General features: G+C 54.5%; 18 protein-coding genes. 14 read left to right on the top strand and 4 right to left on the bottom strand.

Features of this window, described 5'->3' with window-relative positions:
* Positions 1 to 1216: aspartate--tRNA ligase (gene aspS / locus AC14IB_RS05490; RefSeq protein ID WP_484230932.1), on the bottom strand; the 1216-nt coding region annotated here is incomplete at its 3' end.
* Positions 1217 to 1374: 158 nt separating this feature from the next.
* On the opposite strand from aspS, the gene AC14IB_RS05485 reads away from it, so the two are divergent.
* From AC14IB_RS05485 to AC14IB_RS05470, 4 genes are all read left to right on the top strand, one after another.
* Positions 1375 to 1587 carry a PA3496 family putative envelope integrity protein gene (locus tag AC14IB_RS05485; RefSeq protein ID WP_484230930.1) on the top strand — a complete coding sequence of 71 codons (213 nt, stop codon included), beginning with the start codon at positions 1375 to 1377 and terminating at the stop codon, positions 1585 to 1587.
* Between the two features lie 90 nt (positions 1588 to 1677).
* Entirely contained in the window at positions 1678 to 2277 is a 600-nt protein-coding gene (locus tag AC14IB_RS05480; protein WP_484230929.1) for a superoxide dismutase, read from the top strand.
* 113 nt (positions 2278 to 2390) lie between these two features.
* Positions 2391 to 3614 (top strand): ATP-binding protein, encoded by a 1224-nt coding sequence (locus tag AC14IB_RS05475; RefSeq protein ID WP_484230928.1) that lies wholly within the window; start codon positions 2391 to 2393, stop codon positions 3612 to 3614.
* Positions 3611 to 4144, top strand: coding sequence for a response regulator transcription factor (locus AC14IB_RS05470; protein ID WP_484230927.1), 534 nt, complete (start codon positions 3611 to 3613; stop codon positions 4142 to 4144). The genes AC14IB_RS05475 and AC14IB_RS05470 overlap by 4 nt, the downstream gene beginning before the upstream one ends.
* On the opposite strand, the gene AC14IB_RS05465 is transcribed toward AC14IB_RS05470, so the two are convergent.
* From AC14IB_RS05465 to AC14IB_RS05455, 3 genes are read right to left on the bottom strand one after another with little or no spacing between them, the layout of a single operon-like run.
* Positions 4145 to 4780, bottom strand: a complete 636-nt coding sequence (locus AC14IB_RS05465; protein WP_484230926.1) for a VTT domain-containing protein — start codon at positions 4778 to 4780, stop codon at positions 4145 to 4147. It lies immediately after the preceding gene.
* On the bottom strand, positions 4771 to 6597 hold the full coding sequence (gene dsbD / locus AC14IB_RS05460; RefSeq protein ID WP_484230925.1) for a protein-disulfide reductase DsbD: 1827 nt from the start codon (positions 6595 to 6597) through the stop codon (positions 4771 to 4773). Before dsbD ends, AC14IB_RS05465 begins: the two co-directional genes overlap by 10 nt.
* 51 nt (positions 6598 to 6648) lie before the next feature.
* Positions 6649 to 8751: an acetyl-CoA hydrolase/transferase C-terminal domain-containing protein gene (locus AC14IB_RS05455; protein WP_484230924.1), complete on the bottom strand. Its 2103-nt coding sequence runs from the start codon at positions 8749 to 8751 to the stop codon at positions 6649 to 6651.
* 187 nt (positions 8752 to 8938) lie between these two features.
* Between AC14IB_RS05455 and ccmA the strand changes: the two genes are divergently transcribed.
* The 10 genes from ccmA to infC all read left to right on the top strand — a co-directional run bounded on the left by ccmA (position 8939) and on the right by infC (position 19888).
* A complete protein-coding gene (gene ccmA / locus AC14IB_RS05450; RefSeq protein WP_484230923.1) occupies positions 8939 to 9556 on the top strand; it encodes a cytochrome c biogenesis heme-transporting ATPase CcmA in 618 nt (205 codons plus the stop codon).
* Positions 9556 to 10230, top strand: coding sequence for a heme exporter protein CcmB (gene ccmB, locus AC14IB_RS05445; RefSeq protein WP_484230931.1), 675 nt, complete (start codon positions 9556 to 9558; stop codon positions 10228 to 10230). Before ccmA ends, ccmB begins: the two co-directional genes overlap by 1 nt.
* A gap of 19 nt (positions 10231 to 10249) precedes the next feature.
* Positions 10250 to 11014 carry a heme ABC transporter permease gene (locus tag AC14IB_RS05440; RefSeq protein WP_484230922.1) on the top strand — a complete coding sequence of 255 codons (765 nt, stop codon included), beginning with the start codon at positions 10250 to 10252 and terminating at the stop codon, positions 11012 to 11014.
* Positions 11011 to 11196, top strand: coding sequence for a heme exporter protein CcmD (gene ccmD / locus AC14IB_RS05435; protein WP_068859158.1), 186 nt, complete (start codon positions 11011 to 11013; stop codon positions 11194 to 11196). Before AC14IB_RS05440 ends, ccmD begins: the two co-directional genes overlap by 4 nt.
* Before the next feature lie 8 nt (positions 11197 to 11204).
* Positions 11205 to 11642: a cytochrome c maturation protein CcmE gene (gene ccmE / locus AC14IB_RS05430; protein WP_484230921.1), complete on the top strand. Its 438-nt coding sequence runs from the start codon at positions 11205 to 11207 to the stop codon at positions 11640 to 11642.
* Between the two features lie 11 nt (positions 11643 to 11653).
* On the top strand, positions 11654 to 12583 hold the full coding sequence (locus AC14IB_RS05425; protein WP_484230920.1) for a pseudouridine synthase: 930 nt from the start codon (positions 11654 to 11656) through the stop codon (positions 12581 to 12583).
* 6 nt (positions 12584 to 12589) lie between these two features.
* The gene (locus tag AC14IB_RS05420) at positions 12590 to 14305 is read left to right on the top strand and encodes an autotransporter assembly complex protein TamA (RefSeq protein WP_484230919.1); all 1716 of its coding nucleotides are present in this window, start codon (positions 12590 to 12592) and stop codon (positions 14303 to 14305) included.
* A gap of 17 nt (positions 14306 to 14322) precedes the next feature.
* Complete coding sequence (locus AC14IB_RS05415; RefSeq protein WP_484230918.1) at positions 14323 to 17298, top strand: translocation/assembly module TamB domain-containing protein; 2976 nt, start codon at positions 14323 to 14325, stop codon at positions 17296 to 17298.
* Between the two features lie 111 nt (positions 17299 to 17409).
* Positions 17410 to 19353 (top strand): threonine--tRNA ligase, encoded by a 1944-nt coding sequence (thrS, locus tag AC14IB_RS05410; protein WP_484230917.1) that lies wholly within the window; start codon positions 17410 to 17412, stop codon positions 19351 to 19353.
* Positions 19349 to 19888, top strand: a complete 540-nt coding sequence (gene infC / locus AC14IB_RS05405; protein ID WP_082968715.1) for a translation initiation factor IF-3 — start codon at positions 19349 to 19351, stop codon at positions 19886 to 19888. The genes thrS and infC overlap by 5 nt, the downstream gene beginning before the upstream one ends.
* Positions 19889 to 19897: the final 9 nt, after the last annotated feature.

Here is a 19897-nt window from a genome sequence, read left to right as displayed (position 1 = left end):
CGATCTTGGCCTTGTCCGCGCCGAAGAACACGATGTCACCGTCCACTGCACCGACGCGATCGAGGATCACATTGATGTTGTCCAGCGGGATGTTCTTGACGATCGGCGACTGCAGGCCTTCGACGCCCTGAGCGCGCTCGTTGACCTTGATGTAGGCCAAGCCCTTGGCGCCGTAGATGCCGACGAACTTGGTGTAGTCGTCGATCTGGCTGCGCGGCATGGTGTTGCCGCCCGGCACTTTCAGCGCGACAACGCGACCCTTGGGGTCTTTCGCCGGACCGGCGAAGACCTTGAACTCGATGCTTTGCAGCAGGTCGGCAATGTCTACCAATTCCATGGGAATACGCAGATCGGGTTTGTCCGAGGCGTAGCGGCGCATGGCTTCGTTGTAGGTCATGCGCGGGAAGGCATCGAACTTGACGCCGAGCAGTTCGTCAAACAGCTGCACGATCATCTTCTCGGTCAGGCTCATAATCTCTTCATCGGACAAGAACGAGGTCTCGATGTCGATCTGAGTGAACTCCGGCTGACGGTCAGCGCGCAGGTCTTCGTCACGGAAGCACTTGGCGATCTGGTAATAGCGGTCGAAGCCTGAAACCATCAGCAATTGCTTGAACAGCTGCGGCGACTGCGGCAGAGCAAAGAAGCTGCCCGGCTGGGTGCGCGATGGCACCAAATAGTCGCGCGCCCCCTCGGGGGTGGCACGGGTCAGAATCGGCGTTTCCACATCGAGGAAGCCGTTGGCATCGAGGTAGTTGCGAATCAGCGAGGTGACTTTGGAGCGGAAGCGCATGCGCTCCAGCATCTCCGGGCGACGCATATCGAGGAAGCGGTACTTGAGGCGGACTTCTTCGCCGACGTTGGTGAAGTCGTCGTTGAGCGGGAACGGTGGCGTTTCCGACTGCGCCAGAATCTCGATGGCCTTGCCCAGCACTTCAATCTGGCCGGACGGCATGTTGGCATTCTCGGTGCCGGCATAACGCTGACGCACACGGCCGGTGATCTTCAGCACGAATTCCGAGCGTGACTTGTCGGCCAGCGCAAAGGCATCGGGGGTATCCGGGTCGATCACTACCTGCACCAAGCCATCGCGATCGCGCATGTCGAGGAAAATAACGCCACCATGGTCGCGACGGCGGTGTACCCAGCCGCAGAGCGTTACGGTCTGGTCGATATGGGATTGGTTGAGGCTGCCACAGTAGTGACTACGCATGATGCAGGCTTCCGCTGTAAAAATGTTGGGCCAAAGGGAATCTGGCCAATCGAGCCGGCGAGTATAGCCTTCCTGACAAATATCTGAGAACTGTCTGTGTTAACCGTTTGCCTCTTTACAGCGGAAAAATCTTCGCGCTATGTTCCGCCAACGGTGATTTAGTGCCAAAAGTTCTGGTTTTTTCAGTGCATCACGAGGACATAGGAATGGAAGAAGGTTTCCTAGATGAAGCGGCAGAACCTGAAAATGAGCCTCTCAGCAAAGCTCAAGTGGTAAAAAATACGCTGGAAAAGCGTCGCTTGCTGGATGACGTTCTTATTGAGCACCGCTTGCGCCGTGAACTCAAAGATTATGACTTTGACTTAGATGATTAACATTGCTGGCTTGCGCCGTGTGCGTCTGTGGGCATAATGGCGACGCCCTGCGATGCATTGCAAGAATTCATTGATTAAAAGGAAACTAATATGGCTATTGAACTGCCGGCTCTGCCGTACGAAAGCACTGCGTTGGAACCATTCATCACTGCTCACACGCTGAGCTTTCACCACGGTAAGCATCACAATGCGTATGTGGTGAATTTGAATAACCTGATCAAGGGTACCGATCTGGAAGGTCAGAGCCTCGAAGCGATTGTTAAAGCTTCTGCTGGCGATGCCGCTAAGGCCGGTATCTTTAACAACAGTGCTCAGGTTTGGAACCACACGTTCTACTGGAACAGCATGAAGCAAAACGGTGGCGGCCTGCCAACCGGTGCTATCGCTGCCAAGATCGACGCCGATTTCGGCACTTATGACAAGTTTGTTGAGCTTTTCAAAGCTGCTGCAACCACACAGTTTGGCTCTGGCTGGGCATGGTTGGTTGTGGGTGCTGACGGCAAGCTGGCCGTGACCAAAACGGGCAATGCCGATTCGCCCATCGTGCACGGTCAAAAACCGCTGATCACCATCGATGTGTGGGAGCACGCGTACTACCTGGACTTCCAGAACCGTCGCCCAGACTACATCTCGACCTTCCTCGACAAGCTGGTTAACTGGGACTTCGCAAACGCCAACCTGGCCGGCTAAGCTCAAGCGTGTTGAACTGGTTGTGAGTGAATAAAGCAGGGCACCTTCGGGTGCCTTGTTTGTTTTTGTTTTGCATTAGAACAAGGGAGCGCAGATCCAATATGCCTGAGGTCATGCGGCGAAACCTTGCTGAACTTTGTTGGCTTCGTACGGCACTGATGGCGTTGTTTGGCCTGACCTTGCTTTATGGCCAACTCACGGGTCTTGCACTGGAGTCGGCATTCCCCTCGTTACTGTTGATCTTCGGCCTATTGCTGCTCATTAATAGCCTAACCACCCTTCGTTTGCGCCAGCCGGAGCCGGTCGGTGATGACGAGTTGTTTCTGCAACTGCTGTTTGATCTTCTGCTTCTGACCTGCTTGTTCCGAGTCAGTGGCGGGAGTAGCAACCCGTTTGTGACTTACTACTTAGTGCCTTTGGCCATTGCGGCATCCACCCTTGCGTTACGTCAAATTCTGCTCCTAGTCGGCCTGATTTTGACGGCTTATTTCAGTTTGTTTGTTTGGCCACCTGCCGCACAAGCTGTGCAATGGCCTTGGCAAACGTATCAAGGTCATCTCATGGGCATGATGGTGAATTTCGCGATTAGCTCCTGGCTACTGGTGTTTTTCTTGCACCGCATGCATCGACGGCTGCGCGCGCAAGAGCGCTATCTGGTTGAGCAGCAGCGTCGCCAACTTCAGCGCGATCAAGCTGTGGCCATGGGTACTTTGGCGGCAACGGCTGTACATGAACTGGCAACACCTTTAGCCACGGTCTGTCTGATGGTGGATGAGCTAGAAGAAGATATGCCCGCTCAAATGCAGCCCCTTCAGCTTCAGTTGCAGCGCTGTCGCGATACGTTGGCGCGCCTCCGGGAACAGGCCGCACAACCCTCGCAATTACCCTGCCAGGCGCTGGCTGAACACCTGCAAAACTGTCTGCAACCCATTCAAGTGGCTTTCCCGGCGCTGAACGTAGAGTCAACAATGGCTGCTGAAGCTAGTCAGTCTGTTGTCATGCCATGGCTACTACAACAAGCCCTGAGCAATGTTCTGCGTAATGCCGCCGAGGCTGCCCATTCTCGCGTGCGCTTGGTGGTGAAAAAAAATCAGGGGGAGTGGCTTTGCCAAGTCTGCGATGACGGTCCTGGTTTTCCGCCCGGTCTGGTGTCTGCGCTAGGCCAGCCAGTGCTCAGCAGCAAACCTGAAGGCTTGGGTATCGGTTTGTTTTTAGCGCAGTCCACGTTGTTGGAGCTGGGCGGAACATTGAGTGTGGCATCCAGCGAGTGGGGCGGTGCCAGTGTATTGCTGCGCTGGCCTGCCGCCATCGTGACCACCCAGGTTATTGCGCCATGAAGATATTACTCATTGATGATGATGCTATTTTTCGGCAGACCTTAGCGCGGACCTTGACCCGACGCGGCTTTGTCTGCGTCGAAGCCGCTGATAGCGCCCAAGCCTTGTTAGAACTACAGGCGCACCTCCCAGATGCTTGTGTGTTGGACTTGCGCATGGGCAATGAGTCGGGCTTACAGCTCCTGCCACAATTGCTTGCCATCAAACCCGAGCTAAATGTTTTGATGCTGACAGGCTATAGCTCAATTGCTACGACGGTCGAAGCCATCAAGCGCGGTGCAGTTAATTACCTCGCTAAGCCCGCCAGTGCAGATGACATTTTGCGTGCCCTAAAGAACGCCAGTTCATCATCCGACCCTGAACCCCGTTCGGCAGGTCAGGATGCCCTATCCGTGGACAGACTGGCCTGGGAACATATTCAGCGCGTTTTATTAGAGGAGGATGGCAATATTTCCTCGACCGCTCGCCGATTGAATATGCACCGGCGCACGTTGCAGCGCCGGTTGAGCAAGCGCCCTGTATCGCAGTAGTTAGCTGGCCCTGCCGGCCTGTTGCCGGGCCTTAATTGCCGCTATCACCCCGGGCATAACACTTAGGCCGATAATGACAAAGATAACAACCATGAAATTATCTTTGACGACGGGTAAGTTGCCAAATCCATAGCCCAGAGCAATGAAGCTGCCGATCCACACGAACCCACCAAACACATCAATTAAGAAGAAGCGACGGTAGGGCATTTTTCCGACGCCAGCCACAAACGGCGCAATGGTGCGGATAATCGGCATAAAACGAGCGAATACAATCGTTTTGCCACCATGACGATCGAAGTAGCCCTGTGTTTTATCGAGGTGCTCTCGCTTAATCCAGCGGGAGTCCCATTCATAAACACGTTGGCCGATGGTTCGTCCAACCCAATAGTTGCAGTTGTCGCCCAATACGGCGGCGAACCAGAGCAGGAAAAATAGCGCCCAAGGATCCATCACGCCGGTGGCGGCTAAGGCGCCTGCGGCGAACAAAAGGCTGTCTCCGGGGAGGAAAGGCATGACGACAATGCCCGTCTCCACAAAGATAATTAAAAACAGTAGGCCGTAAATTAACGCGCCATGAGCGCTCGCAAACTGTTGCAGGTGAACATCTACATTAATAATAAAATCAATTAGTTCCATGCTTTTTTAAGGCTCGATTCAAAAGTTTGTTTTGTGCTTTCGCCAATCAGGCTGTCTTGTTTTTGACCCTGTGCATTCCAGAACAGAAACGCCGGAGGGCCAATGATTTTTTCGCGCTGCAGCCAAGCCAGCTGAGCGCCAGTGGTATCGGTGATGTCAAACTTAATGCGTACGCCGGGCTCGAGTAGTGTGACGATCTCGGGCAAGACCAAGACCTTCTTTTCCATCTCGATGCAGCTGACACACCAGTCGGCAAATACATCAACGATGACGGGTTTTTGTGCTTTAGCAGCCTGCACAATGGCGGCATCTACGGCGGCCGGGTCGGTTAGCTTTATAAAGCCGGTGGCCGTGATCGGTGGCACTTGAGTATGGCCAACATTTTGCGAAAAAACCGTCCACGGTGTCCATGCTGAATCGCCACCTCGTGCGGCGGCAAAAACCAGCAGCATGGCCCACACAATACATATCAGCCCCACGGTTTTACTCAGTCGGCTGAGACGGGCCACTAGGCTGCTGCCGATCAAGGTCAAAAAGACCGCCCAAAGTAGGAGCTGCGCTAGAGGCGGCAGCAAGCGATTTATCAGCATAATGGCAACTGCAACCAGCAGGAGCGCGAAGAAGCGCTTACTGGCCTCTAGCCAAGGGCCAGCGCGCGGTATCCAGCGCCCGCCACCCAGGCCGAGCAGTAACAATGGCACGCCTAGGCCCATGCCCAGTGCAAACAGGGCGCTGCCGCCTAACACCATATCTTGACTCGTGCTCACAAAAAGCAGAACGCCGGCCAACGGTGCAGAAACGCAAGGTGAGACGACCAAACTGCTAATGGCGCCCATAATAAAGACGGAACCGTATGCACCGCCTTGTTGCTTGGCCTGCCAGCGCTTCAAGGGGGCGTCTATAAAGTGGGGCAATGTGAGGCCTTTATCGCGCCAGAGCAGCCAGGCAAGCGCAACAAATAAACCCGCAAAGGGGACTAAGACGGCAGGCTTTTGCATCCATGTGGCGAGGTTGGCGGCAGCACCAAAACGCGCGATGAGGAGGCCTGCCAGGCTGTACATCAGCGCCATACCCAAGACATAGCTCAGTGCTAACGCAAAGCCGCGATAGGCCGAGGCCGATTGGTCACGTTGGCCGGCAATAATGGCGGACAGAATTGGCAACATGGGCAGGACACACGGCGTTAGGGCCAGACCTAAACCGAGGGCAAAAAAAGCGGCTATAACGGCCCAAAAGTTGGCCTGGGCCAACCAAGTCGCAATGCTATTGGCATTGTCGCCATTGAGTTGGGGCTCAGCGTTAAGGTCGGTCGTGGCGTTTACAGGGACTTGCCAGATCTGGGGTGGGTAACAGAGGCCGGCATCGGCACAGCCTTGGTAGCGCACATTGAGGACAGAGCCAGCATCTTCAAAACGCTGGGCTTGAGTAGTGCTGAGTTCTGGCAATCGAAGGAGCCAGTCCACACGGTCTCGGTAAATTTTAACGCGGCCAAAGGTGGGATCATCGTGCCAGCTGGCCCGACTGTCGCTACCTGAAAACATCGGTAACTCGGGCAGGTCTTCTAAGCCAGCAGGCCATGTCAGTCGAAATTGTTTTTCATACAAGTAATGTTCTGGCGCGATGTCGAAGTGCAAGGTCAGGCCATCAGCCCCTGTGGAGAGGCTGGTTTGGAACGCCTCTTCGACCGGAAGAAACTCGCGTTGTTCGCGCTCGAAGAAACCCGTAGCGGATGCACTAAAGGCGCTGGCTAAGCCTAAGCAGAAGATAGCTAGGGCATGCACAACGGATAACTTTCGGGCAGTACAACGCTGTTTCATAGAAACCAGTGCCTAGCGGAGAACTCATCAATTATGCGCGATACGCCTGTTTTAAACACAGGCAATAAAGAGCTTTTGTGTCAAACGTTCCTTAAAATTGCCGGGTTTATCCAGCTGCATGCGCTCCAGCCAGCCGGCGGGTGCTTGCTTGCCGCGAGCAGACCACAGCGCTTTAGCTATTGCTAATTTGTCATCTTTAATTGCTTTCATGCGCTGCAGCACCTTAGCGATTTTGAGCTCTTCGGGGGTCAAGTCGCAGCTGAACGGGAAATCAGGTAGCAGACCTTTATCCTTGAATGGATTGAGTTTCGCCGCTAACACCTCTGGTAAGTTCTGGCGCTGATGAGCCGGGATTTCATAGGCGGGATCAAGTTTGCCATTGGCTTTGGCTTGCGCCATTAAGCTGTCCTGGAAGCGAGAGTCGGTAATGGCCAGTAGCGCCTGGACGACTTCGTTATCGGTACGGCCGCGTAAATCTGCAACGCCGTATTCAGTGATCACAATATCGCGCAACTGGCGCGGGATAGTGGTGTAGCCATAATTCCACACGATGTTCGAGCTTGCGGCACCGGCGGCTTCGCGACTGGCCCGCAACATCAGAATGGACTGTGCATCGGGCAGCGCATGCGACATGGCGACAAAGTTGTACTGTCCGCCCACACCACTGACCACCCGGCCGCTTTCTAAACCATCGGACACGGCGGAGCCGAGCAGGGTCATCATCATGCATGTATTGATAAAGCTGGCGTCTTTGCGCTGGGCGCGCCCGAGTTCATCTTGTCCATAGAGCTGGTTAATAAAGCCAATGGCGGTCATATTGATTTTGGCGCGGTCAGCGTCGCTGAGGTCTCGCAAGGCTTGATAAAAATCGCGTGGGCCAAGGAAGAAACCGCCCGTCATAATGTGGCCGCCCTGAAGCTGTTCGCCTAAGCCTTCTTTTTGCAAAGTAGCGCGAGTGATCGGGTCGTCCAAACGGGCAGGCATAGCAATGCCATTAATCATTAGCGTGTTACCCGCGAGACTGACGGTCGCGTTAACAATACCGAAGCGGCGCAGCAGCTCAACATCCGCTTCATTTAAGACCGTACGAATAGCGCCAATCTCCACCAAGGCATCAAGGGTGTCGAGGCTGACTTGTTCGTTGATACGGCCGCAATTAATGAGCTGTTGAAGGCCGGCATGAGCATAGACCGCTCGGCGGATGATGCCGGCGCGCATCAGCTCCATAAAGCCGTTAACGAACATTTCACTGCAGCCGTAGAGGCCTTTGACAAAGGGAGTAAGCTGGGCGGGTGCTTGCTGACTGCCCAGGCTTTGCATCATCGCCTGATAGTCATCATTTTGACGCTCGCGCAGGATTAGGCCTTGAGTAATGGCATCGCCTAACGACCCAATGCCAATTTGTAAGGTGCCGCCATCTCGCACTAAAGAGGACGCATGCAGACCAATAGCGTATTCGGCCAAACTCACGTTCATATTGGGTGCGGAGAAGAGCGTGTGTGTGCCCTCTGGGCAGTCCACGATGGCATCCACGAGGTCGAGATTCGCAATGGCATCATTTTCCATGAAGGGCAGTTCTTGATTCACCACTAACACGCGAAAGACTTGGGTGCCGTTGGCGGCAAACAGCGGGAGCAAATCTAAGGTGACATCCGGATTACACGACAACGAGTATTCCTTGATGCCATCTCGCTCCCGCATCGCCACGGCTTGCGCTACCACATTGACGCCCTGTAAGAGCATGTCGCGGGCAGCATGGGTGTAATGCGTTGCCATGTATTGGCGCTGGGCGTAGTCATTGCGCAGGTAGTCGCCAGATTTCAGGAAGAACTCCGACACTTCAATATTGGCGGGTAGCTTTTGCTGGCGTAGGTCGGTGACATAGTCGAGATCGGGGTAGTTGCCAAAAACACGATCAATAAACGGTCTTAAAAAGGCTTCTTCCAGTGCGCTACTGGTTTGCGGCGTTTGCAGCGATAGCGCAGTCAAAATTCGTAGGCGTCGGCTGGGGTCAGCTTTAATGCGCTGATAAAGGGTGTTTAGTAGGGCATTCGGTTTGCCAATACCCAAGGGCGTGCCGATCACCACGCGCTCGCCGGCAAAGGTCATTAAGTCATCAACACAGCTATCCAAGTTGCTATACAGGCGAGGCATATCACGTCCTTATTAGGGTTTTTAATGGGCAGCGCTAGGCAGGATAGCGTGGTCTAGAGTCGACTAGTCCAATAGTCATACGTCATCTCGACTGAATCATAAGAAAAATGAACGCATTGGGCTACAATGCGGCGATTAAACCGGACTGAGTGCAGTTATACGGTTCACTTATGTGTGGAGACGTTCTGTGCTGGAACTGCAAAACTTGGAAGCTTGGCGAGATGACCGCTGCCTGTATCAGGCGCTGTCGTTGACGCTGAGACCGGGGCAGGTGGCACAGATTTTGGGGCCTAATGGCGTCGGGAAAACAACACTACTCAAGCAAATTGCCGGCTTAAGCCACTTTATGAGTGGCGATATCCGGTGGAAAAACCAACCGGTGAGTGCTGATTTACAGCAATTTCAGCAGGATGTCTTATTTTTAGGACATCTTGCCGGCATAAAATCGGCACTTACCGTGGCGGAAAATCTCAACATCCTAGCGGCATGCCGAGGTCAAACACTGACGGTAAGTCGCCTAGACCTGGCATTAAGTCGAGTGGGCTTGCGCGGCTATGACGATACGCCGGTAGCACAGCTCTCGGCAGGGCAAAAGCGCCGCGTAGCGCTTGCCCGCTTGTTCACCGAAGCGCCGTTGTTATGGTTACTCGACGAGCCGTTTACCGCCATTGATCAAGCCGGTGTCGGTGAACTGGAGGGATGGTTGGCAGACCATGCAGAGCAGGGCGGTATGGTGTTGTTGACTACCCATCATCGCCTCAATCTTCGCTGCCCAGTGACCCCTATTGAGTTGATCCCGGCATGATGTTGCAGGCTGCTTTTCAGGTCTTTAAACGCGACCTTCTTTTGGGTTGGCGCCAGAGTGGTGAGTGGCTCAATCCACTTATTTTTTTTCTGATGGTCATTACGCTAGTGCCGTTGGCTATCAGCCCCGACCCAGCCCGTTTGCGCGAGTTAGCTGGCGGTATCATTTGGATTGCGGCATTGCTGGCAGTGCTTCTCGCGATGGATGGTCTGTTTCGTAGCGACTTTGATGACGGTACCTTGGAGCAATTGCTTCTCACCCCCGCGCCCTTGCCCTTGCTGGTCTTAGCTAAAGTGTTGGCGCACTGGCTGCAGACAGGCGTGGCACTGGCTTTGCTGGCTCCGCTGGCGGGCGTGTTGTTGAATTTGCCGAGTTCAGTGCTTGTGGTGTTGGTGATGTCGCTGCTCTTGGGCACGCTTACGCTGAGTCTGATCAGTGCCATCGGTGCGGCATTAACAGTGGGTTTGCGTCGGGGCGGGGTATTGGTGCCACTGATAACTCTACCCATGCACATCCCCGTACTCATTTTTGCTACGGCAAGCGTTCAGGCGTCGTTGTCGAGCTTACCGGTAACGGGTTATTTAGCTTTACTCGGCGCGTTTCTCATACTGACGTTGTGCTTGGCACCGCTGGCAGCTGCTGCGGCCTTGCGTTTAGCCGTGAGTGGGACTTAAGCATGTGCAGGAGACTGATTTGATCGATTGGCTGCGTCGTCTCTGGGCGGCATTTGAACGAACCGTAAGCCCTCGGTATTTTTATCAGCTGAGCGGTCGCTGGTTGCCCTGGTTTGCCTGGCCTGCTGCGCTGTTAATTAGCGTGGGCTTAGTCTGGGGGCTTGGAATTGCGCCTGCGGATTATCAGCAGGGCAATAGTTACCGCATCATATTCATTCATGTGCCTGCCGCGAGCCTGGCCATGGGTGGTTATTTGTTGCTTGCCATATGCGGCGCCATCACATTGATTTGGCGCGTTAAAACCGCAGAAATGGTTGCAAAAGCGGCCGCACCGGTTGGTGCCTTGTTTTGCCTGATGGCGCTAATCACGGGCTCGCTTTGGGGTAAGCCGACCTGGGGGACGTATTGGGTTTGGGATGCGCGACTCACCTCCATGTTGATTTTATTGTTCTTGTATTTGGGCATCATGGCCTTGCAGAACGCCTTCGAGGAAGTCTCCCAAGGCAGTAAAGCGGCTGCCTTATTGGCGGTGGTGGGGGTGGTGAACCTACCCATCATTAAGTATTCCGTGGAGTGGTGGAACACCTTGCATCAGGGCTCGACGTTTCGCATTACGGAACGACCCACTATGCCGCCGGAAATGTACTTACCTTTACTGGTGATGTTTCTGGGTCTCTATGCCCTGTTTGCATCGTTAATATTGCTGCGTAGCCGTCAGGAAATTTTGCAGCGCGAGCGGAGAAGCCAATGGGTGCGGCAGCTTATTGAGGAGCCAAACCAATGAACTTTTATTTTTCCTCGTGGGCCGATTTTTTTGCGATGGGCGGGCACGGTCTTTATGTCTGGCTTGCTTATGGCGTGTTTTTCGGTGCGCTGGGTGTGCTGACCTGGCGCAGTGTTCAGGCGCCCAAGCGCTGGCGTCGGGAACAACAATTGCTGCTTAAACGTCAGCGTCAACATCAATAGGAGCTGTTATGCATCCCCAGCGTCGTCGCCGTCTGATTTGGATACTGTTGCTGCTGGCCGGTATTGGTTTGGCTGTCGGGTTAGCTAGCTATGCGCTACGTCAGAACATCAATCTTTTTTATACGCCCTCACAGCTCATGGCTAAAGAGGCACCGGAAGGCTCACGCATTCAAGTAGGCGGACTGGTGGTTCAGGGATCGGTTCAGCGTTCGCCGAATTCACTGGCTGTGCGCTTTGCTTTGAGCGACTTAAAGCAAACCGTATGGGTTGATTTCGAGGGCATCCTGCCTGACCTGTTTCGCGAAGGGCAGGGCATTGTGGCCAATGGCCGCTGGCAGGGTGGGGTAGTTAAGGCCGATGAGGTCTTGGCAAAGCACGATGAAAACTACATGCCACCCCAGGTCAAATCCGCCATCGAAGAGGCGGGGCATCCCGTTAAGCCCTGAGTGTTGGCTGCATGAAGTCTCCGTTGCCGGTTCGCTATGGCGTGGGTGCCAGCCGGCATGGGCTGCCCCCGGGCCAGTGGTCCAATCTATTTACCTATTTGCTTCAGCGATTTCCTGGTGTTGCAGAGGCAGAGTGGCGGCATCGTTTTCTTAACGGCTTGGTCTGTGACGAGTTTGGTCAGGCGTTAACGCTGAATAGTCCGTATCAGGCGGGGCGTGTGGTGTTTTATTACCGCGATTTGCCACCAGAGCCTGTTATTCCCTTTGCCGCGCACATCTTGTTTGAAGACGATCATCTACTGGTGGCTGACAAGCCGCATTTTCTGCCTGTCACGCCCGCCGGTCGTTTTCTCTCTGAAACCTTGTTAACGCGGTTGCGTCGTGAAACCGGTATTGATGATTTGGTGCCGCTGCACCGAATCGATCGGGAGACTGCAGGTTTGGTGCTTTTCTCCAAGCGTCCCGAGAGTCGCGAGCAGTATTCGGCGCTATTTCGAGAGCGCCGCATCAACAAAGTCTATGAAGTGATCGCGCCGCTTAATCCGCGCCTTAGTTTTCCATTGCGGTATTGCTCGCATCTGCAAGCAGGCACGCCGTTTTTCCGCATGGAGACGGGTGACGGCGTGGCCAACAGTGAAACTTGCATTGAGCTGTTAATGGCGCAGTCCGGGTGGGGGCATTTTCTCGTGCGGCCTATCACCGGCCGAAAGCATCAGATTCGTGTGCATTTTGCGGCGCTCGACATGCCGATTTTATTTGATGCGATCTATCCCATCGTATGGCCCGAAGTTGAAGCAGATCAGATAACCTATGATCGTCCTCTGCAGTTGCTGGCTTCACAGTTGTCTTTTGATGACCCATTGACTGGGGCGCCGCGCAGCTTCAAGAGTGAGCGTCAGCTGCTTTCATTAAGTGATCCCTTACTGGCCAATGTAAAATGACCGTCCATGAATAAGCGCGTATTACGCCTGTTACTCGCGTTGGTCTTATTGCCGGGTTCGGCGTATGCGGAATGGCAGGTCACAGTCACGCCTGAATATCTTCAGGAGGCACTTGAGCTCAGTGTTTCCGAGCTCAACCTGACGGATGCCAGTAAAGCGGATGTTTTCGTTGCCGATGTCATGAGCAAGGTGAAGCAAACCTTGGAGGCCTTCGGCTATTACGACCCCGAAGTCTCGATTCAGACCCATCAAAAAACACACACATTGGTGGTTAACGCGGGACCACCCGTTCGTTTGCGTGTGATCAATATTCAAGTCGTGGGAGCGGCTGAGCGCGATGAGCGTTTTAAACTCCCGGCATTCCCACAATCCACCGGAGATGTGCTTCAACACAGCCAATACGAGTCTTTTAAGCAGCAGCTTGAAGAGCGCGCGTTGGAGCGAGGCTATTTTGATAGTCGCTGGTTGGTCAGTAGCATCGAGGTCAATTTACAAGAGCGAGTCGCCGATGTGTATCTGGGTTTTGATAGCGGTGAGCGTTATCAATTTGGCCCCATCAGTTACCGCGAAGTCGATGGCAAACCCCTGCGCGCACTGAATGCGCTGCAATTGGCGCGGCTAACACCGTTTAAAACGGGGGATACCATTAGCAGTCGCCAGCTTTTTCAGCTGCAAAAAAACCTGATCGAAACCCGCTATTTTCGCGAAGCCCAAGTGTCTTTTCGGCGTGACCAAACCCTGAACCGACAAGTGCCCGTTGAGGTAGTCGTTGATAGCCGCTTACCCAGTTTGTATTCCTTCGGCTTAGGCTTCGCGACCGATGTTGGTCCTAAATTTCAGGGGGAGTGGCAGCGACCCTTATTGAACCGTCAGGGACATGGTGTTCAAGTCACAACGGAGTTAGCTAGGGCCCGCCAAAGCGGCGAGATTCGCTACCGTATGCCGTGGAAGCACCCGCTGGAGGATCGATTGGAGTTTGCCATAGGTCTTCAAGAGGATCGAATTGAAGATACCGATTCCGTGCAAACCGTGGTCAGTATGCAGCGCGTGTTGGATCCACGGCGGGGGTGGCAACGAAGTTTTGGTCTGCGCCTAGTCGATGAGCGCTTTCAGCGCGATAGTGGTGAAAAAGGGGCTGAGCGTATCCTGGCACCGTATGCCTCGTTTAATCGAGTGCAAAGTCAGGGAGGTATTGATCCCCTTCGTGGTACCCGCCTGTTATTTCAGACCGAATTTGCCAGTCAAGCCTTGGTGTCGACCTCAGACTTTGTGTCTTTACGCAGTGGTTTTCGCTGGCTGAATACCTATCAAGATCGTCACATGTTGTTGATACGTGGCGATGCCGGCGCGATTCTCAGCACCGATTTTGAGCGTGTGTCTCCCAGCCTCCGATTTTATGCCGGAGGCGATAATAGTGTGCGTGGCTTTGATTTCCGTAGCCTGTCGCCACGCAACAGCCTCAATGAAACGATTGGGGGTCAGTACCTGTTGGCTGCCTCAGTGGAGTACAACTGGCGCTGGCGTCCTACTTGGCGTCCCGCAGTCTTTGTGGATGTAGGTAATGCCTTTAGTCAGGCCAGTGATGCCAATCTCGGGACTGGTGTGGGTGTGGGCATTCGATGGATATCCCCTGTGGGTCCGATCCGAGCTGATCTGGCTTCAGCGGTCTCCGAGCCAGGGGCTCCATTGCGCCTTCACTTAACCATTGGCTCGCCCCTATGAGCGATACAGCCATACCCATGCCAAGCCTAAAGGCCCGTGTGCTGGGGGTTGCCCGTTCCTTGCTGCGCTGGACCCTGCGCTCTCTGTGGATGCTGAGCATCCAAGTCTTTCTTGCCCTCATGTTATTGCTGGTATGGGTCGGCGCCAGTGAGTCGGCTCCACGTTGGCTTTGGCAAGAGTTTGGCCAAGCGGTGCCGGCTCTGCGCATCAGCGGCATTGAAGGGCGGTTTTTGACGGGCTTGTCACTGCATTCCGTGCAATGGCAAAACGACAAGCTGGGCATTGAGGCCAACAACATTACGCTGAGTTGGCTACCCACAAATCTGTTGCACGGCAGTGTTGATATTGCTCAGGCCAATGTTGAGTCCTTGAGAGTAGAGCAGTTACGTCAACCCGATGAAGCCTCGGAGCCCTTAGCGCCCATTCACGTCGATTTGCCATTTGCGTGGTATTTGCACGATGTGCAGATGAGGAAACTCACGTGGCAAGGTTGGCAGGCTGAGCCTGTAGAGTTTAATACGCTGGCACTCAGTGCCTCTGGCTCCGGTACACAGGTGAATATCGATTCCCTCTCGCTGGCGGTTTTCGATGTACAACTTCAGGCATCGGGAAAACTTTCCCTGCAGGATTATGTGCCCATGGAGTTGGCGTTATTCGCTAAAAGCCCTGTGATTCCGTGGCAAAAACAAGCGCTTACTGTTCAAGGTGCTCTCGATGCATTGCAGATAAAAACGCAAGGGCCGGCAAAATGGCCGTTGACGCTGTCTGCCCAATTAAATCTTGTGCGGGTCCAACCGAGCTTCAAGGCGAATCTATCGTGGCCGTCTTGGTCAACTGAAGGGCTGACGGATTGGCTGATTCAGCCTGGCAAGCTCATGGTTTCCGGAGACCTGAAGCAGGCAAAGGGCGCGCTCGATTTAAACCTGCGTTTAAAGGAGAGTGCCGCGTTACCTTGGCCCAAAGCGTGGCCACGGCGTGCACAGCTGGCAGGCCCATTTTCGTGGCAGCTAGATCAAGGCGCAACGAGCGCAGAGGTGAACTGGCTGGGTCAGTTTGGTGGTATGCCTTGGCAGCTCAAGGGGAGTTATCAGCAGGGCAATTCGGGCGCTGCCGAACTGGACATGCGATTAGCCGATAGTCGTTTACGCGTCAGGGGTTTGCCGGCTACGGGTTCGCGTTTTGAGCTGAATGTGCCGGCATTACAGCGTTTTCAAAGTGAGTTTTCCGGTGCGGTTAAGTTGCAAGGCCAGTGGCGCGGCTTGATCGATGGCAAGGGTCAGATCACGGCCCAGCTCGACCAAATTGGGCAGAGCGAGCAACAACTCTGGCGTCAATTAGTCGTGGACTTGCGTGGCAGTGTGAAGGATCAAACCACCGATATTCGCTTGAGCCGAGACGACGTAACCGCTCAGGCATTGCTGCGTGGCCGCTTGAGCACCAATGACCCGTTAAGCTGGCAGGGCCAGTTGCTTCGAGCGGAGATTGATACGCCGGCGGCAGGCCGCTGGTTTTTACTGGCACCCTCGGCAATGCGACTGTCGGCGACCACGCAGCAACTCGGCCAGCAATGCTGGCAGCAACAGCCCTATACGATTTGCGCTGACGCAAACTTAAGTCCTGAGCGCTGGCTGGCCAAATTGACGCTGGATGGCGGTCGCCTTGGCAGTGCTGCCTTGAACTTGCGTCGTAACCCCAAAGTCGCAGAGCCACCGCTGGATATCGATGTTGTGATTAAGGCGCTGAACTTGAGCGCTTTGCCGGTGGCATTGCCACAGGGACTGTCTGTCGCGGGGCAGGTCTCGGGTGCGCTACGCGTGTCGGGCAACCTGAAACAACCGAAAGCGAATGGCCAATTAATGTGGCAGGACGGCGAAGTTAAGCTGCCGGAGTTTGCAATTGACTGGCGGCCTATCACACTGAAAGCCAACTTTACGGGCGACCGCGTAAATTGGGTCGGGGATTTGCGCGATCAAGAACAAGGGAGGGCCACCCTCACAGGCACGGCCTCGCTCAGCAAAAAGTGGCAAGCCACCCTGCAAATTCAAGGGGAGCAATTAAGTGCAGGCTTAAGACCCATGGCGCGCTTTCGTTTTAGTCCCGATTTAACTCTCGACGCCAGTGCCAAATCGGTCAAAATCCGAGGCCAAGTTCAAGTGCCCTTTGCGCGGGTAAAGCTGGAGGATTTAAAAGCGGCTGCGGCCAAGCCTAGCGCCGATGTTGTCATCGTGATGAGCCGTCAGGGGCAAGATCCGCGACTGAAAACCACGCCGTTGGAGGCGATGGCGATTGATGCCTACGTCAATATCCTGATGGGTGACGATGTGCGCGTTTCCGGTCGTGGTTTAGATACCTCTTTACAAGGTCGGTTAGCGGTTACGCAAAGCCCGGGGAGTTTTGTGGCGGCGAATGGCGAGTTGAGATTTGGCTCGGATGCCTACTTTGAAGCCTATGGCCAACGCCTGACTATTCGTACCGGACGCTTCCTGTTTGCCGGTCCGATTGGGCGCCCTGATATTAATCTCGAAGCGGTTCGTGTCGTTGATGATGTTACTGTGGGGCTACGAATTACGGGTCGTACCCCGAATACCAGCGCGTCGCTTTTTTCTGATCAGAGCATGTCCCAGGAGGAAATGCTTTCTTACCTCGTGCTGGGCCGATCATTAAGTAATACCGGTGCACCGACCCCCGCCGAACAACAGGCACTTGCGTTGGGCGCAGCCCTCAAGCTCACCGGTCGCACCGGAATTTTTGAGAAACTGGGCTCGCAACTCGGCGTGGAAGGCTTTGCGTTAAGCACGGAAGGCGACAGTAGCGACACCAAGGTCGCTATCTCCGGCAATTTAAGTAAGAAGCTTTTTATTAGCTTTGGCATTGGCTTATTCGACCAGTCCCAGTCCGTGAAATTGCGTTATCGCCTTTCGCCCAAGCTCTCGCTGGAGGCATTGACCTCGCTGGAGTCGGCCGTAACGCTGTTCTACACCTTCAGACGCTAGTATTTACGCTGATTTTCGCGTTGCTTTTTGCGCTGAGAGGGGGCTTTCGCTACACTCCAGCGCTTAATTTCGTGCCCTTACGCGGGCCTTCATCCAGACAGAGGACATACCATGCCGGTCATTACCTTGCCCGACGGCTCGCAGCGCAGTTTCGATCATCCGGTCAGCGTGACCGAGGTCGCAACGAGCATCGGCCCCGGTCTGGCTAAGGTCACTCTGGCGGGCAAGGTTTCTTACGCCGGTGCTGAGCCTCGTTTGATCGATGCCTGTGACCTCATTGATGCGGATGCGTCTTTGCAGATCATTACGCCCAAGGACGAAGCCGGCCTGGAAATCATTCGTCACTCGTGCGCGCATTTGGTTGGTCATGCTGTAAAGCAGCTGTACCCCACAGCCAAAATGGTGATTGGCCCGGTCATTGCCGAAGGTTTCTACTACGACATTGCTTTTGAGCGCCCCTTCACGCCAGACGATATGGCCGCCATTGAAGCGCGCATGAACGAACTCATCGCCAAGGACTACGACGTCATCAAGAAAATGACGCCACGTGCTGAGGTGGTGGATGTGTTTACGGCGCGGGGCGAAGACTACAAGCTGCGTCTGGTCGATGACATGCCGGACGAGCAGGCCATGGGCCTGTACTATCACGAAGAATATGTGGATATGTGTCGTGGCCCGCACGTGCCCAATACCCGCTTCCTTAAGGTCTTTAAGCTGACCAAGCTCTCCGGTGCCTACTGGCGCGGTGATGCCAAGAATGAGCAGTTGCAACGCGTCTACGGCACGGCTTGGGCCGACAAGAAGCAGCTCGCTGCCTATATTCAACGCATTGAAGAAGCTGAAAAGCGCGATCACCGTAAAATTGGCAAGGCCCTCGACCTGTTCCATCTCCAAGAAGAAGCGCCGGGCATGGTGTTCTGGCATCCGAATGGCTGGACGATTTATCAGCAAGTCGAGCAGTACATGCGTCGTGTGCAGCGCGAGCACGGTTATGTTGAAGTGAAAACCCCGCAAGTGGTGGACCGCGTGCTCTGGGAGCGCTCGGGCCACTGGGGCAACTACGCTGAAAACATGTTCACCACCAGCTCGGAAAACCGTGATTACGCGGTGAAGCCGATGAACTGCCCCTGTCATATCCAGGTGTTCAATCAGGGCCTGAAGTCGTATCGAGATCTGCCGTTGCGTATGGCCGAGTTCGGCGCCTGCCATCGCAATGAGCCATCGGGCGCATTGCACGGCATCATGCGTGTGCGCGGCTTCGTGCAGGATGACGCGCATATTTTCTGCACTGAAGAACAGGTGCGTCAGGAAGCCGCTGACTTTATTAAGCTCACACTGAAAGTCTATGCTGACTTCGGCTTCACCGATGTTTCGCTGAAGCTGTCCACGCGCCCGGCCAAACGTATTGGCAGCGAAGAGCAATGGGACCGCGCCGAAAGTGCTTTGGCTGCAGCATTAGATGAGTCGGGCTTGGACTGGCAGTACCAGCCGGGCGAGGGTGCTTTCTACGGTCCTAAAATCGAATTTACCTTGCACGACTGCATTGGCCGAGCATGGCAATGTGGCACCTTGCAGTACGATCCGAACTTGCCAGAGCGCCTAGATGCCAGCTTTATCGCCGAAGATAGTAGCCGTCAGCGCCCCATCATGTTGCATCGCGCCATCCTCGGTTCTTTTGAGCGTTTTATTGGCATGTTGCTGGAAAACTACGCGGGAATTTTGCCGACGTGGTTATCACCGGTCCAAGTTTGCGTGATGAATATCACCGACAAACAGGCCGATGCGGTGCAAAACATTGAAAAAGCCTTGAAATCTCAAGACATTCGCGCCATTAGCGACTTGAGAAACGAGAAGGTTGGCTATAAAATCCGCGAGCGCACGCTCCAACGCGTCCCCTATTTATTGGTGGTCGGTGAGCGTGAAGCAGAACAAGGTACTGTGGCGGTACGCACACGCAAAGGCGACGATCTCGGGGTCATGACCGTAGACGCATTTGTCGAGCTATTAGCCGCAGACATCGCCCGTAAGGGTCGGACTGTGGAGAACGAACATTAAGCCGGAAAAGCAGCAGGGTCGCGATAAGCGCGCACTCATTAACGCGGACATCAAGCACCGTGAAGTTCGACTGATTGACCAGAATGGCGAGCAGGTAGGTATCGTTGCCATTCGTGAAGCACTGGCTGCCGCTGAGGCCGTCCAGTTGGATCTGGTTGAAATCGTCGCCGATGCCGAGCCGCCTGTTTGCCGGATCATGGACTACAACAAGTTCGTGTTCGAGAAAAAGCAGCAAGCTAAGGAAGCCCGCAAGAAGCAGCACCAGGTGCAGATTAAGGAGATCAAACTCCGTCCTGGTACTGAAGAAGCCGACTACCAAGTGAAGCTACGCAATATCGTACGTTTTCTTGAAGACGGCGATAAGTGCAAGATTACACTGCGTTTTCGCGGACGCGAGATGGCGCATCAGGAGCTGGGTCTTAAGCAGCTTCAACGTATCGAGGTCGATCTGGCCGAGATCGGGGTTGTGGAACAACACCCGAAACTGGAAGGGCGCATGATGGGCATGCTCATCGGCCCCAAGAAAAAGCGGTAAGTCGGCAGG

It is taken from the genome of Perlucidibaca sp. (assembly GCF_057084925.1).
The sequence above is the reverse complement of the archived record's forward strand: the minus strand, read 5'-3'. Positions and strand labels throughout refer to the sequence as shown.

What these genes read in the sequence shown, in the direction of transcription:
- ccmE (WP_484230921.1), top strand. Translation starts at nt 11,205, where the DNA reads ATGCATCCCCAGCGTCGTCGCCGTCTGATTTGGATACTGTTGCTGCTG.
- AC14IB_RS05475 (WP_484230928.1), top strand. Translation starts at nt 2,391, where the DNA reads ATGCGGCGAAACCTTGCTGAACTTTGTTGGCTTCGTACGGCACTGATG.
- AC14IB_RS05465 (WP_484230926.1), bottom strand. Translation starts at nt 4,780, where the DNA reads ATGGAACTAATTGATTTTATTATTAATGTAGATGTTCACCTGCAACAG.
- AC14IB_RS05420 (WP_484230919.1), top strand. Translation starts at nt 12,590, where the DNA reads ATGAATAAGCGCGTATTACGCCTGTTACTCGCGTTGGTCTTATTGCCG.
- AC14IB_RS05455 (WP_484230924.1), bottom strand. Translation starts at nt 8,751, where the DNA reads ATGCCTCGCCTGTATAGCAACTTGGATAGCTGTGTTGATGACTTAATG.
- ccmD (WP_068859158.1), top strand. Translation starts at nt 11,011, where the DNA reads ATGAACTTTTATTTTTCCTCGTGGGCCGATTTTTTTGCGATGGGCGGG.
- dsbD (WP_484230925.1), bottom strand. Translation starts at nt 6,597, where the DNA reads ATGAAACAGCGTTGTACTGCCCGAAAGTTATCCGTTGTGCATGCCCTA.
- ccmB (WP_484230931.1), top strand. Translation starts at nt 9,556, where the DNA reads ATGTTGCAGGCTGCTTTTCAGGTCTTTAAACGCGACCTTCTTTTGGGT.
- AC14IB_RS05415 (WP_484230918.1), top strand. Translation starts at nt 14,323, where the DNA reads ATGCCAAGCCTAAAGGCCCGTGTGCTGGGGGTTGCCCGTTCCTTGCTG.
- AC14IB_RS05425 (WP_484230920.1), top strand. Translation starts at nt 11,654, where the DNA reads ATGAAGTCTCCGTTGCCGGTTCGCTATGGCGTGGGTGCCAGCCGGCAT.
- thrS (WP_484230917.1), top strand. Translation starts at nt 17,410, where the DNA reads ATGCCGGTCATTACCTTGCCCGACGGCTCGCAGCGCAGTTTCGATCAT.
- AC14IB_RS05480 (WP_484230929.1), top strand. Translation starts at nt 1,678, where the DNA reads ATGGCTATTGAACTGCCGGCTCTGCCGTACGAAAGCACTGCGTTGGAA.
- AC14IB_RS05470 (WP_484230927.1), top strand. Translation starts at nt 3,611, where the DNA reads ATGAAGATATTACTCATTGATGATGATGCTATTTTTCGGCAGACCTTA.